Annotated in this window: 12 protein-coding genes and 1 pseudogene; 4 read left to right on the forward strand and 9 right to left on the reverse strand. The window is 62.0% G+C overall.

Annotated elements, in window-relative coordinates; genetic code table 11:
* Positions 1 to 42: 42 nt before the first annotated feature.
* From pdxA to BM167_RS14745, 4 genes and pseudogenes are all read right to left on the reverse strand, one after another.
* The gene (gene pdxA / locus BM167_RS14725) at positions 43 to 1,059 is read right to left on the reverse strand and encodes a 4-hydroxythreonine-4-phosphate dehydrogenase PdxA (RefSeq protein ID WP_394327246.1); all 1,017 of its coding nucleotides are present in this window, start codon (positions 1,057 to 1,059) and stop codon (positions 43 to 45) included.
* The gene (locus tag BM167_RS14730) at positions 1,046 to 2,371 is read right to left on the reverse strand and encodes a four-carbon acid sugar kinase family protein (protein ID WP_092893491.1); all 1,326 of its coding nucleotides are present in this window, start codon (positions 2,369 to 2,371) and stop codon (positions 1,046 to 1,048) included. Before BM167_RS14730 ends, pdxA begins: the two co-directional genes overlap by 14 nt.
* Positions 2,372 to 2,672: 301 nt before the next feature.
* Positions 2,673 to 2,849, reverse strand: a pseudogene (locus tag BM167_RS18975) (hypothetical protein); the annotation flags it as partial.
* A gap of 313 nt (positions 2,850 to 3,162) precedes the next feature.
* A complete protein-coding gene (locus BM167_RS14745) occupies positions 3,163 to 3,564 on the reverse strand; it encodes a VOC family protein (protein ID WP_092893492.1) in 402 nt (133 codons plus the stop codon).
* Between the two features lie 358 nt (positions 3,565 to 3,922).
* On the opposite strand from BM167_RS14745, the gene BM167_RS14750 reads away from it, so the two are divergent.
* From BM167_RS14750 to BM167_RS14765, 4 genes are all read left to right on the forward strand, one after another.
* Entirely contained in the window at positions 3,923 to 5,092 is a 1,170-nt protein-coding gene (locus BM167_RS14750; protein ID WP_092893493.1) for a sugar ABC transporter substrate-binding protein, read from the forward strand.
* An 82-nt stretch (positions 5,093 to 5,174) separates the two neighbouring features.
* Positions 5,175 to 6,758 carry a sugar ABC transporter ATP-binding protein gene (locus BM167_RS14755; protein ID WP_092893494.1) on the forward strand — a complete coding sequence of 528 codons (1,584 nt, stop codon included), beginning with the start codon at positions 5,175 to 5,177 and terminating at the stop codon, positions 6,756 to 6,758.
* A gap of 103 nt (positions 6,759 to 6,861) precedes the next feature.
* Complete coding sequence (locus BM167_RS14760; RefSeq protein WP_092893577.1) at positions 6,862 to 7,767, forward strand: ABC transporter permease; 906 nt, start codon at positions 6,862 to 6,864, stop codon at positions 7,765 to 7,767.
* Between the two features lie 164 nt (positions 7,768 to 7,931).
* Complete coding sequence (locus BM167_RS14765) at positions 7,932 to 8,651, forward strand: cyclase family protein (RefSeq protein ID WP_092893495.1); 720 nt, start codon at positions 7,932 to 7,934, stop codon at positions 8,649 to 8,651.
* Between the two features lie 135 nt (positions 8,652 to 8,786).
* On the opposite strand, the gene BM167_RS14770 is transcribed toward BM167_RS14765, so the two are convergent.
* From BM167_RS14770 to BM167_RS14790, 5 genes are all read right to left on the reverse strand, one after another.
* On the reverse strand, positions 8,787 to 9,017 hold the full coding sequence (locus tag BM167_RS14770; RefSeq protein WP_092893496.1) for a hypothetical protein: 231 nt from the start codon (positions 9,015 to 9,017) through the stop codon (positions 8,787 to 8,789).
* A gap of 107 nt (positions 9,018 to 9,124) precedes the next feature.
* The gene (locus BM167_RS14775; protein WP_092893497.1) at positions 9,125 to 10,327 is read right to left on the reverse strand and encodes an ABC transporter ATP-binding protein; all 1,203 of its coding nucleotides are present in this window, start codon (positions 10,325 to 10,327) and stop codon (positions 9,125 to 9,127) included.
* Between the two features lie 21 nt (positions 10,328 to 10,348).
* The gene (locus tag BM167_RS14780) at positions 10,349 to 11,227 is read right to left on the reverse strand and encodes a carbohydrate ABC transporter permease (RefSeq protein WP_092893498.1); all 879 of its coding nucleotides are present in this window, start codon (positions 11,225 to 11,227) and stop codon (positions 10,349 to 10,351) included.
* Positions 11,224 to 12,177, reverse strand: a complete 954-nt coding sequence (locus tag BM167_RS14785; protein ID WP_218153809.1) for a carbohydrate ABC transporter permease — start codon at positions 12,175 to 12,177, stop codon at positions 11,224 to 11,226. The genes BM167_RS14780 and BM167_RS14785 overlap by 4 nt, the downstream gene beginning before the upstream one ends.
* Positions 12,178 to 12,204: 27 nt before the next feature.
* Entirely contained in the window at positions 12,205 to 13,770 is a 1,566-nt protein-coding gene (locus BM167_RS14790; RefSeq protein ID WP_092893499.1) for an ABC transporter substrate-binding protein, read from the reverse strand.
* Positions 13,771 to 13,834 lie beyond the last annotated feature (64 nt).

Raw genomic sequence — 13,834 nt, forward strand, 5'->3', positions numbered from 1 at the left:
AACTCTTGCCGATACAGGCGCGGCCGAGATACCGCGCCGTCGCTACTTCGCGTCCTCTCGGCGGTTGTCCACCGCCGTCGCCGCCACTCTGATGGCGTCGACCATGCTCGCTTCGCTCGCGATACCCTCGCCCGCGATGTCGAAGGCGGTTCCGTGGTCGACGCTCGTGCGGACGATGGGGAGGCCGACGGTCATGTTGACTCCACTCACGCCCCCGGACCCGTCGAACCCGAGCATCTTCAGCGGGATGTGTCCCTGGTCGTGGTACATCGAGACGACGCAGTCGAAGTCCCCGCGCGCCGCGCGGACGTAGACGGTGTCCGGCGAGAGGGGTCCGTCGGCGTCGATACCCTCCTCGCGGGCGCGTTCGACCGCGGGCGCTATCTCCGCTTCGTCCTCGTCGCCGAGAAGTCCGCCGTCCCCGGCGTGGGGGTTCAACCCCGCGACGGCGACGCGCGGCGAGTCGAGACCGAGTTCGCGGAGGGCGTCGTCTGTCACTCGAATCGTGTCGAGGACGTTCTCGGTCGTCACGAGGTTGCAGGCGTCTCTGAGGGGGACGTGGGTGCTCACGTGGGTCACGCGCAGGTCCTCCTCTATCAGCATCATCGAGTAGTTCTCGGTGTCGGTTCGCTCCGCGAGGAGGCCGGTGTGACCGGCGTGGTCGCTCCCCGCCATCCGCGTCGCCTGCTTGTTGATGGGGGCCGTCGCGATGGCGTCTACTTCGCCCGCGACGGCGAGTTCGATGGCGCGTTCGACGTACTCCAGACTCGCCTCTCCGTACTCCGCGCGCAACTCGCCGTGGACGAGTTCGTCCACGTTGTCGAGGTCCAACACCGAGAGCGTCGAGGGGTCGTCGTCCACGTCGCCGACCGAATCGACCGTGCGCACGTCGAGAGAGGCGTCGCACACCTGGACGGCCGTCCGAATCGCGTCCGCGTCGCCGACGACGACGACTCGCGCGAACTCGGTTGCATCGCGGTACGCATCGACGGCGACTTCCGCGCCGACCCCCGCCGGGTCGCCCATCGTCACGGCGACGAGCGGTTTACTCGAAGTCATCACGTCCCCCGAGACGGGCGGCGCACTTACGTATTGCCCCGGAACTGCCGAACGCGCCCGCCTTCGTGACCACCGGCGTCCCGTCGGCGACGCCGCCCGCGACGCGTCCGAGAGGGATTCCCTCTTCGACCGACTCCCCGGTGAGGAGGACGCCCCTCGCGTCCAAGGCGTCGAACACGTCGGCGGCGACCGCACCGCCCGTAACGAAAAGCGACTCCGGCGAACTCCCGTCGGCCGCGTTCCCGCCACCGTCGTCTTCGCTCTCGCCGCCGCGCCACAGTCGCTCTACGGTCCCGGCCAACGCCTCGCCGACGCGCGCGCGCACCTCCGCGCCGTCCAGACCGAGTCGCCGTCCCGCCTCGGCCGCACGATTCGGGGCGTCCGGGTCCGGCGCGGAGACGAGTGCGGCGAGGCCGGACCGCTTCAGGCGGGCTTCGCAGTCCGCCGCGGCGTCGTCGCTGGCCGTCGCGGGGGACTCCACGGCCGTCTCTACGTCGAGGGAGACGACCGACGCGTCGGGAAGGGCGCGAATCTGCTCGACCGTCGCGGGGTTCGTACTCCCGACGACGCAGAGGACGCTCCGCTCTCGTCCGGGGACGGACGGCGGGCCGTCCGCGGCGGGCGGCGGCGTCTCGACGTACCGCGCGAGGCCCGCACTCCCGACGTAGACGACGGAACAGTCCGCCCGTGCTCCTCCCGACGCCACCGCGTCGAGGTGGCGTTCGTTCGAGGCGTCGGCGACGACCACTGTTCGACCCTCCGCGGCCGTCGCTTCGAGGTCCGCGGCGACGGCGGCCGCACCGGCCGCGACGCGGTTCACCGGGAGGCGGACGACCGGGAACGACGACGGCGCGAACCGCGTCGGGAGGTGCGATGTTTCGACCGGCTTGTCGGGGTCGTTCCCGGCGTCCGTCTCCGAGACGGGGACGCCGTCGACGAGGTGGTACCCCTCGACCGTCGTCCGTCCGTTGCGCGGTGAGGCGGGGGCGACGAGGGCGACGTCGGCACCGGTCGCGTTCACCGCGGCGTCCACTTCCGCGACCAGGTTCCCCCTGAGCGTCGAATCGACCTTCTTGTAGACGAACCCGGCGTCGCCGTCGGAAATCACGCGTTCGACCCGCACGGCGGCGTCCGTCGGGTCGGCGTACCGGGAGTCGGTGTCGACGACGCGAACGTCTGTCTGACTGCCCGCGTCGGTCGTCGATGCGTCGAACGTGGAGACGAGCGTCCGGAGGCCGCGAGCGGCGAACTCGTGGCCGGTGTCGGTCGCCCCGGTCAGGTCGTCCGCGACGACGAGGGCCGAGGGGTGCATGTGACAGGGTTCCGCGAGTAGCGGTAAAAACCTGTCTCGGAAGGACGCGATACTCCTTCGGCCGAACGAGGAGACGAACTTGCGACCCGTCTCGGCCGGCGTACGGTATCGGCGTGCAGACGACGTCGTAGCGCCCCGGTTCGACCGCGTCGAGGTTCGCTACGCCCTCGACGATACGGACGCCTCCGGGGAGGAGCGTTCGGTGAACCACGTGGTCCGCGATAGCCGCGCCGGGAGCGCCGACGCCGAGAGCGTCTATCGCCACGCAGGCCACGTCGCGTTCGACGAGGTACTCCGCGGCGTCGCGCGACGGGTGGACGTACTCGTCGGTCGGACGCGGCGGATTGCCGCAGTCGAGGATTACGAAGTCGCCTCCCCGCAGTCCCCGTCGGTCGGCCTCCGATTCCATCGCTTCGCGCTCGATTTTCGTGCCGGGAGCGTGGTCGGTGAAGTCCAACACGACGCCCTCCGTCACCATCTCGTCGGGAGTGACTTCGTCCAACTCGCTCGCTTTCTCCCGTCTCACTACGATATGTGGAAAGGCGTGCTCACCGACCCGAGATCAGTATACGAATATGCTGCATCCTTCGAGTACCCGCGCAGTCTCGAAGTTGCGCGTATCGGTGACCGTCTCGATCTGGAATCACCTGGCGTCATTCCACTCTCGTCCCACCGTTGAACTGAGAACTGGTAATACGCTTCAGGTCAGCCAAGTTCGACAGCGGATCCGGATTTGGCTGACCCTTTGCATGCTCTTACTGGCCCTATGATGAGTCCGTCGTTTGTGGAGCTCAGTCCGTAAGTGACTCGACGAGCTCGATTCGCGTATTATCGGGACCGGTGCAGAACGCGTAACGTGTATCACCGAGATCGAAAGGCTCCATGAGAACCGTGTCGTCACTCCAGTCATCGAGTGCGGCGTCTATGCTGTCAACCTCGACTCCATAGTGAGCAATACCGGGGTCAAGCGGCTCAACGAGTCCTGCGGCCTCGTAAGGTGTGGGATGAACGACGAAAATTGTCTTGTCGGCCAGTTCGAGAGTAGCGTACTGAACGTCACGTTCCCAGTCGGCGTTTGTGATTTCACCGCGGTCTACGACGTTGACCCCTATGAGGTGTTCAAGCGAAGCAGTAGTGCTATCGACATCTGCCGCCCGGAGACCGATGTGAGAGAACGCCTTTGGAACGACCATACTCGATAACGGGCGATGACGGAGGAAAACGTTACCCCGCAGAGATGGGCGAGTAGTCGTTATTGAGTATCTGTTACCATTTTTATATAATATTCTATAATGTATAACCGGGAGTTTTTTATTGGGGGGGTTGTATATCTCACAATTGTATATGGGACGACATGACAAGGGTGACGGTATCAATCAACATAGACGTCGGTACCTACGGGCTGTCAGTGGGGCGGTTGGTGCGACAACGATAACCTCCCTCGCTGGCTGTTCCGGTAATTCTGACAGTGGGTCAAGTAACGGTGGAACGGGAACGACGAACGGAGGTGGGGAGGAGAACAGTTACGACAGGCCGATAGACAAGGCGTTCATGTCCCCTGACAGCCTAAAGATCGACCTCTGGAAAGCCTTCCGCAACGGTATGGAGGAGGCGGCCAACGACTTCGGCCTTTCCGCGAACGCACAAGATCACGGTGGTCAACTGAGCCAGCAGATATCCCAGATTGAGGGCGCCATCACCAGCGGTGCGGATATGGTCGCCGCGACCGCACCTAGCGACTCGGGCGTTCGATCGCTCGCGGAGACGGCCGTGAATAACGGCGTCCCATTCTTCGAATATTGGTCGATGGGTAAGTGGCTGGTGCCGTCTTCCGTGGGCCCGGAGTTCGTCCAGTACCAGATTCCGGAGACGTACCATGCCGGCGCAATCCCCGCCAAAATCCTCTTCGAGGAGATGGGCGGTTCAGGAAACGTCGTCGTTATCCTCGGTCCGAAGGGACACATCGGTTCGTACCGGTACGAGGGCTTCAAGCAGGCCGCAAAGGAGTATCCCGACATCAACGTTCTGGCCCACCAGTACTCCGGCGGGTGGACCCGCCAGTTAGGCCGCGAAGTGATGTCGGCGTTCGTCTCGAACCACGGCGACGACATCGACGGCGTCTACTGCAACAACGGCACGCTCGGACTCGGTGCGGCATCGATTCTCTCCGAGAACGACATGGCGATTCCGTTCACCGGATTCGACGGTGCACTCTCGAATATCGAATACATCCGCAACAACGGCCCGGATTCCGGTGAACCGTACCAGGTGCAGGAGCAGGCCGCCCCCCCGTTCTGGCAAGGCGGCTGGGCCGTCGCCAAGGCCTGGGACTGGCTCCATGGCTGGCGACCCCAGATACCGGAGCGCATGCTCTGGGTGCGGACGCTGACGGTTCTCAACCCCGAACTTGACCAGTCAAAGTTCAGTGACCTCGACACCGAGTTCGCCACGCCGGAGAAGTATCTGTCCGTGGCGTACTCTGACGGCCACTCCCCGTACGATTGGAAGGCGATGTCAGTCCACGAGAGCGGTGACGACTGGGATCCCCAGCGTAGCCTCGCACCCATCCGCAAGTCCGAGTGGGAGCAGCTCAAATGGACGGAGGACAACAAGCCGAACAACCTGGAGATTCCGGACGCCTACGACGACCAGGCCCTCTTCGACGAGGTCGAAGAGGACTACCAGCAGCGGAATCAGAACGGGCAGAACCCGTACCTATAAACGGAGTTATCGTGATTTTTAGTGATTACAGTCTGAGTACTGAACAACCGGCATTCGAAGCCAGATCGTTCCGATTCACGCCATGAGCGCAAACACAGATCTCTCCGAACGCACTGTACAGGACTCGGCGGTCCGGTTCGAAGTTGAGAATATCCGAAAGGAGTTCACGAACGTCGTCGCACTAGACGACGTTAACTTCGAGTTACGGACCGGTGAGGTCGTCGGACTCGTGGGCGAGAACGGAGCCGGGAAGAGCACCCTACTAAACATCCTCAGTGGTATCTACCAGCAAGATCGGGGCCACATCTACGTCGACGGTGAGAGGGTGTCGATCACGAACCCCCGGGAGGCATCCCAACACGGCGTCGCCATCGTCCACCAGGAACACAACATCATCCCGAACCTCTCGGGTTACGAGAACTTGTTCCTAGAGCAGTTCCCGGACTATTCGACCGCCGGCGTCCTCGACTCTAATACTCTCAAACGCGAGGGCGCACAGATTCTAGATACGCTTGGGATCGACCTCGATCTGGAGAAACGCGTCTCGAACTACTCGTTCAGCGACCGGCAGATGCTGAGTATCGCGAAAGCGTTCACCGAGACGGTCCACACCGACCACCCCATAATCCTGCTCGACGAACCGACTGCGGGCCTCGAGGAAGACGGACGTGACCTTCTGTTCGACCGTATCGAGGACCTCCGCGACCAGGCCTCGTTCGTGTTCGTCTCCCACGAACTCGACGAAGTCCTTGAAATCAGCGACCGCATCTACGTCCTTCGGGACGGCAAAGTCGTTAACCATCTCCAGCGGGGGGACGCCACCGAGGACAAACTCCAGCAGAGCATGGTCGGTCGCGAGGTCTCGGACGAGTACTATCAGGTCTCCGACCAGCGAGGCGTCGAGGGCAACGAGTCCGTCCTCACGGTGTCGAACCTCGGCAACGAGGGGCACTTCGAGGACGTCTCGTTCGACGTCCACGAGGGCGAGATATTCGGGATCTGTGGCGTGATGGGTAGCGGGAAGAGCGCCCTCGGCCGCGTGCTGAGCGGCGTTGACGCCGCGGACACCGGTGAACTCACCGTCGACGGCACTCCCGTCGAGACGGGGTCCGTCCATCGGATGGTCAACCAAGGCGTCGGCTATGTCCCCAAGGAGCGCCAGTCCGAGGGAACATTGCTCTACCAACCGTTGCGCGTCAACGTCTCGTTGCCGAGCATCGGAACCGACCTCGTCGCCGACAAGTTGCCTGGGCTGGGAACGGTCAACTGGCTTATCGACTTCGAGAAGGAAGACGAGATGGCAGAGGACGTGATCGAGCAACTCAACGTCAAGGCGCCCAGCATCGAGTCGCCGCTCATCCAACTCAGCGGTGGCAACCAGCAGAAAGTCGTCCTCGGGAAGAACCTCCAGCGCGAGGTATCGGTCCTCGTCATGGATAACGTGACCCGCGGTATCGACGTCGGCGCCAAAGAAGAAGTGTACCGCATCCTTCGTCAACTCGCCGACGACGGCGTGTCGATGGTCTTCATCGCGGACGAACTCCCGGAACTCATCGGGATGAGCAATCGCATCGGCGTGATGCACGAGGGCGAGATGGTCGAGATCGTTGACGCACCGCCCGATGACAAACCGACGGAATCGGAAATAATCAAAAAGATGATCTAACATGACCGGAGAAACCTCAGACAACCCAGTCGCCGATTGGCTCGGAGAGTACCGACAGAACCGCTCGTCCATGGACATCCTCGTAGACTTGGGTCCGTTCCTGATGCTGTTGATACTGATGGGTATCTTCACAATCACGTCGGATGTGTTCTTGACCTACAACAACCTGGTCGGGAACGTGATGATGAACAGCATGATTCTGCTGCTTGTCGCCCTCGCCGGGACGTTCCCCATCCTCCAGCAGAGTATCGACCTGTCCGTCGCCTCTATCGTCTCGCTGTCGGGCGTCGTCACTGCGTTACTTATCAACGATTATCAGCTTGGCCTGCTCGCTCTCTTGGTGGGCGTCCTCGCGGGGACGGGCGTCGGCTTGTTGAACGGCGTCGTGTTCGCGAAGGGAAAGATTCCCTCCTTCCTCGTCACGTTGGGTTCGCTGTCCATCTTCAGTGGATCGGCCCTGTTGATGACCGGTGGCTACTCGGTACCGTTTAACGCATCGGGTATCAGACAGATTGCCATCGGTAACACCATCCCCAATGTCCCCAACCTTGTCATCTGGGGTCTGGTTGTCTACGTGTTGGTGTCGCTGCTAGCGTGGAAGACAACGTTCGGGCGATACACGTACGCCCTTGGCGAGAACGAGCGGGTTGCCGACTTCTCGGGCGTGGACGTCGACCGGTACAAGATCGGCGCGTTCGTCGTCTCGGGGACGCTCTGTGGTCTTGCCGGCGTCCTGCTGACCGCACGCATCTCCTCGGCGACGCCGGGCATGGGTGAGGGTCTGCTCCTCCAGTCTATCGCGGCCATCGTGATGGGCGGCACCGCGCTGACCGGCGGTGTCGGCGGTCCGCACCGGACGATTCTCGGCGTGATGGTCATCGGCGTGCTGACCAACGGGATGAACCTGCTGGGCATCCAGTCGTTTGTTCAAGAGATCATCCTCGGGTTCGTCGTCATCTTCGCTGTCGCGATGTCGATGGACCGTGACAAGATCGAAATCGTGAAATGACAGATTAAGCCCTCTCACGATTGGCCGGGCAGTTCGCCCGACTGTCGTGGACTTCGACCAACGAAAGACAACTGGCAGCCGATACAAAGCCCAATGACAGAATTACTAACTCGCTACACCGAATCAGACAGAGAGCGCACCGCACACTCGCGGAGTGACCGACGATGAGCGACGACAACAAGCTATCGAATGCGCTCAGCGCGCTCGTCGATAGTGAGGTCGTTGACCTCTCCCAGACACTCGAAGAGGGAATGCCCGTCGTTCCCACCCACGCCCGTTACGGCCATACACTGTATGAATCCTACGAACAGGGGGATGTTGCCTGCCATTATCGGTTGACGCTCGGTGAACACACCGGGACGCACATGGATGCCCCGCTCCACTTTATCGCAGAGGGCGACGCACACAACGATATCGCGTCTATCGATCTCGACAGCCTCATCGGTCGGGCGGCAACCATCGATGTCGCAGATATCGAGCGAAATGCCACCGTCCCCGTCGAACGCATCGAGCAGTGGGAAACAAAACATGGAGATCTCAGGGAGGATGATCGCGTCCTCTTCCGGTTTGGCTGGGATCGCCACTGGGCCACTGGCTCTGACGGCACCCAGTACATGGCCGACTGGCCAGGACTCTCCGAGAAAGCGGCCGAATATCTCACCGATACTGGAATCGCCCTCGTCGGCTGTGACACTGCCGCTATCGATGTGGCACACGACGAGTCGTTCCCCGCGCACTACGAACTACTAGGGAACGAGACATACATCGTAGAGAATCTCACGAGTCTCGACGAACTTCCACCGTTCTCCTTGCTGGTCACCCTCCCACTCAAGATTGAGGATGGCTCCGGATCACCCATCCGGGCCGTCGCCATCGTCGACTAACCGGCTGTCGTCCACGGTGAACCGACGGCAAACCATAGCCAATTTGTTTGAATCTCCGTAGGTTCCGTTTCGGGACAGACAAAAAGCGTCCCAGCCGGTGAAACAACAAACCGCCATCCCATCGTGAGTCCCGCGTCAATACCGAAACGAAACGGCTTCGGATTCGACGATACGGACTCCCCCGGGGAGGAGCGTCCGGTGGACGACGTGGTCCTCGATAGTCGCGCCGGGGGCGTCCGCACCGAGTGCGTCCGTCGCTACACAGGCCACCTCGCGTTCGACGAGGAACTCGGGTGCTGGACGGTTCGGGGGTCGGGTGGGACAGTCCGGACCGAGCGTCTGAGTCAGATCTATCCAATCGGTCATACCACCCCGTTCTCGGGGTTCTGACTAATACGTTGGCGGCGCGTTCCACTTCGCTCCGAGGGCGGGGAGGCGGTTCGGGGCCAGTCCCCGAGGCGACGGGCGAAAAGTTAGTAGGTGATGTTCTCGCCCGTCCGTTCGTCGAACAGGTGTATCTTCTCGAGGTTGGCGGCGAGCGATATCGACTCGCCCGGAGCGACGGTGCTCTCGGGCGAGACGCGCGCGCTGAACTCCGTGGTGTCGTCGGTCGGCGACGTCAGCGTGAGGAACTTGTCGGACCCCATCGGCTCGACGACTTTCACGGAGGCGTCGAGCGTGCTGTTTTCGGTGTACTCGTCGTGGTCCAGAACGGACAGGTTGCTCAGGTCTTCCGGACGGACGCCGAGGGTGACGTGGTCGAGCGAACCGTCCCACTCGTCTATGTCCCGAACGACGTCCCGGGGGAGTTCGAACTCGAAGAACTCCCCGACGGCGTCGTAGCCGTCGTTCGTCTCCCGAATCGACACCGGGAGGAAGTTCATCGGCGGTTCCCCGATGAACCCCGCGACGAACCGATTCACCGGATTGTCGTAGAGGTACTGCGGCGGACCGATCTGTTGGAGTGTCCCGTCGTTCAACACGGCGACACGGTCACCGAGCGTCATCGCCTCAGCTTGGTCGTGCGTGACGTAAATCGTCGTCTTCCCGACACGCTGGTGTATCTCGTTGAGTTCCGTCCGCATCTGAACCCGGAGCTTCGCGTCGAGGTTCGAGAGCGGTTCGTCCATCAGGAACACGGACGGTTCGCGGACGATGGCGCGCCCGAGAGCGACGCGCTGTTGTTGGCCGCCAGAGAGCTGTGACGGCTTCCGGTCGAGCAGGTCGTCTATCTCCAGCAGTTCGGCCGCTTCGTCGACGCGGTCGTCTATCTCGTCGGACGGGTAGTTCCGGATGCGGAGCGGGAACGACATGTTCTCTGCGACCGTCATGTGGGGGTACAGCGCGTAGTTTTGGAACACCATCGCGATACCCCGTTCGCGGGGGTCGTAGCCGGTCACGTCTTCGTCTTCGATGCGGATTTTCCCCTCCGTCGGCGTCTCTAAGCCGGCGACCATCCGCAGCGACGTGGTCTTGCCGCACCCGGAGGGACCCACGAACACGAGGAACTCGCCGCGGCGGATGTCGATATCGAGGTCCTCGACGGCGACGATATCGTTGCCCTCGTCGTTTTGGAACACCTTCGTGACGTCCTCTATCTGGACGTTGATGTCCTCGTTCGCACTGGCGGTACCACTTCTCGTCTCGTCTGTCGACGTCGGTTTGGATTCACTCATTGTCGGAGATTCGCTTCGGTCTCATTCTTTCAGCGCTCCCGCGGTCAGTCCGCTGACGATGTACCGCTGGAAGAACACCACCACGAGGATGGTGGGGATGATGGCGATGATGCTCGCGGCCGCGAGCGACGCCCACTGCACGGAGACGTCGCCGACGAACTGGTAGACGGCGACCGATATCGGCATCGACTGGAGGTCCGTCGTGACGATGAGCGAAAACAGGAACTCACGCCACGAGTAGAGGAACGTCAGTATCGAGCACGCCGCGACCCCGGGGAGCGCCAACGGGAGCGCTATCTTCCGGAACGCCTGCAGTTGCGTACAGCCGTCCACGCGCGCCGACTCGTCTAGGTCCTGCGGAATCGACATGAAGAAGTTCCGCATGATGTAGATCATCAGCGGCAACCAGAGGTAGGTCTGTGCGATGATGATGCCCGGCAGCGTGTTCAACAGGCCGAGCCAAGACATGATCTGGTAGTACGGGACGATCAGTCCGATAGGGGGGAACAGCCGGGAGAACAACACGCCGATGAAAAGCACGTTGTCGCCCCGGAATCGGTACCGACTGAACGCGTACCCCGCCGGCACAGCGAGCGTTATCACGGCTATCGTCGTCGCGGACGAGATGATGATGCTGTTCAGCACCGCCCGCCAGTAGCTCTCACCGATGAGCACCTGATAGTACGACGAGAGCGTCGGGTCCCGCGGGAAGTAGTTGAGGTTGTACACCGCCTCGTTGGTCTTCAGCGAGGTGAGCACCTCCCAGAATATCGGGACGATGACGGTCAAGACCGCCAGAGCCAACACGAAGTGGACGACTTTCGGACTCTCCACGATGTCCCAAAAGCCCTGTTTTCTGTCGTAACTGATCCGTTCGTAGGTTTCGTCTGGTGTGCTCATTGTCCTTCCATGCCTCCCATGACCTTGGTCACGTAGAACGTCGCGACCACGAGCGTGATGCCGATGATGAACACGGCGACGGCGGAGGCGTAACCGTAGTTGAAGTTGATCATACCCTCACGGTAGATGTGGATGCTGAAGATGGTCGTAGACGTTCCGGGTCCGCCCGACGTCATCGGGAAGACGACGGCGAACGCGCGGAACGCGAACATCCAGTTTATCAACGCGACGATGGCGATGTACGGACGCAGATACTGAATCGTAATCGCGCGGAACGTCTGGAACGTCGTCGCGCCGTCGACTTTCGCCGCGTCGTACATGTGTTGGGGGATGGACTGCAACCCGGCCAACAACAGCAGCATCGCGAACGGCATTCGGGCCCACGCGTCGGTCAACGTGACCGCGAGCATCGCGAATTCGGGCGTCGCCAACCAGGCGATGGGATTGGAGATGAGTCCCAAGTCCAGCATCACCATGTTGAAGAAGCCGAGTTCGTTGCCGGTGAACATCCACTTCCAGATGAGGGCGACGACGGCCAGCGGAATCGCCCACGAGAACATCAAGAGAGTCGAGTACGCGTCCCGCAGTCTGGAGTGAGCCACGTGGTTGATCGCGAGTGCGAGTATCAGACCGCTCCCGAGGCTGATGGCCAGAGAGCCGAACGAGTAGACGAGCGTGTTCACGAAGTAGTCCCAGAACGCCGACGCCTGGAACATGGTGACGAAGTTATCGAGCCCCACGAACCGCTCGACTGCGCCGGGAATCGTCAGGTACAGCGACTGCTGGAAGAGGTAGAACACGGGATAGACGAATATCGCCGTGATGACCAAGAGCGCGGGTCCCAAAAGGACCAGCAGGATGTGGTCGTTCGCGAACTGAGAGAGGCGGTGGCGTAGCTTCTCGTACCTCGTGTCGGGAGTGGTGAACCGGGTCTCTGATTCGAGGGACATGCTATATCGAGTTTCCCATCACGGTGGTTACTGGTCGAGGACCGTGTCGATGTAGTCTTGGGCCGCGTCGAGCGCTTCCTCGGGGGACTTCGATCCCGAGATGGCCTGCTGACACTCCTGGCTGATGTTCTGCTTGATCGAACGCTGCTGTGGGAACACCTCCGCCTTGTTGAGCTTGGCCTGCTGACCGCGGATGTCGGGGTAGAGCGCGGCCCCGGTTTCGGACGCTTCCTCGTAGACGGACGTGTGCCACGACTGGTTGCCTTCGACGACGAACTCCCACCACGCGGCGGGCTGAGAGATGCGCGCGTCCATGTATATCATGGTTGCCAGTTTCGCGGCGTCCGGCGCGTTCACGTTGAGACCCACCGCGTTGGGCGACGAGAGACCCGCACGCGTCGGGCTCGGGGCGTCGGAGCCGCCCTCGGGCGTCAGCGTCGGCTGGTAGTCGTCGCCGAACTCGGCTTCCGCCTGTGCGGTCAGGTCGCCGTACACCGGAACCATGGCGAACTGCCCCGAGGTGAAGCCGTCGGCCAAGTCCCCCTGCCCGAAGTTGACCACCGAGTCCGGAACCCAGCCGTTGTCGAGCCACTCGACCATCTTGTTGAGGGTGTAGTATCCGGCTTCGTCGTTGACCGTGACGGTTCCGTCGTCGTTGACGAACTCGCCGCCGGCTTGGTAGTAATGCTTGTTGAAGTCGCGCATCGTGTACGTTCGAGACGCCCCGCGGTACGCCCACGCGTACGCGCCCGTTCCCTCGAACGCCTGCATGCACGTCTCCAGGTCGTCCCACGACCACTCGCCGTTGGTGATGCTGTCGATGACCGACTGGTCGATGCCCTGGTCTTCGAGCATCCCGACGTTGACGTGGACGAGGTCGCCTTCGAGGTAGGCGGGCCCGCCGTAGAGGCTGTCGTTGTAGTTCAGGGTCTGCTGTCCGACGGGCTGAATCGGGTCCCACATCGAGCTGTCGGCGAACAACGGACCGACCGGCTGAAGGTGACCCGCCTCCGCGAACGAGGACATCGAGTCGGTCACGACGACCTGGAACGCCTCGGGTTTCGCCTCGTCGGCTTGGAGGAACGCCGTCTCCTTCGGAATCGCCTGATCGACGGTGATTTCGAGCGGATTGATGGTGATTCCCGTCCGGTCTTCGAACATACCGTGGGCCGCCACCGTCGCCGGGTCGTACTCCAAGGAACCGAAGTTGAGGAGCTGAATCTCCTCGATGTCTCCGGCGGCCGTCTCGTCCCATCCCTCGGGAGGCTGCCACGGTGCCGACTGGACCGCTTCGGACTCGGCCCACGCGCTCGAATCGGCGCGATTCCCCTCGTCCGGAATCGCCTGTCGCTTTTCGAGGCTCCACTCGTCGAGCGATGTCAGACGCCTATCTTGCCAGTTCTCCTCGAATCCGATGCTGCTCGCCTGCTCTATGAACTCGCTCGAACCGCCGCCGGACGAACCACCACCGCCGCCGCCACCGCCCCCGCCGCCACCGCCTCCGATGCCGCTACAGCCCGCGAGGCCGAGAATCCCGGCCGTCGCAGTCGCTTTAATCACGTCTCTCCGATCTGGCATGCGATCTCTTGCCATAGACGGGCCAATGAACTATTGTCATAAATATATTTTGACAGCATTCGAGATGGAGTGTTCAGTC

Origin of the sequence: Halopelagius inordinatus (assembly GCF_900113245.1) — an archaeon.
GTDB classification, from domain to species: Archaea; Halobacteriota; Halobacteria; order Halobacteriales; family Haloferacaceae; genus Halopelagius; species Halopelagius inordinatus.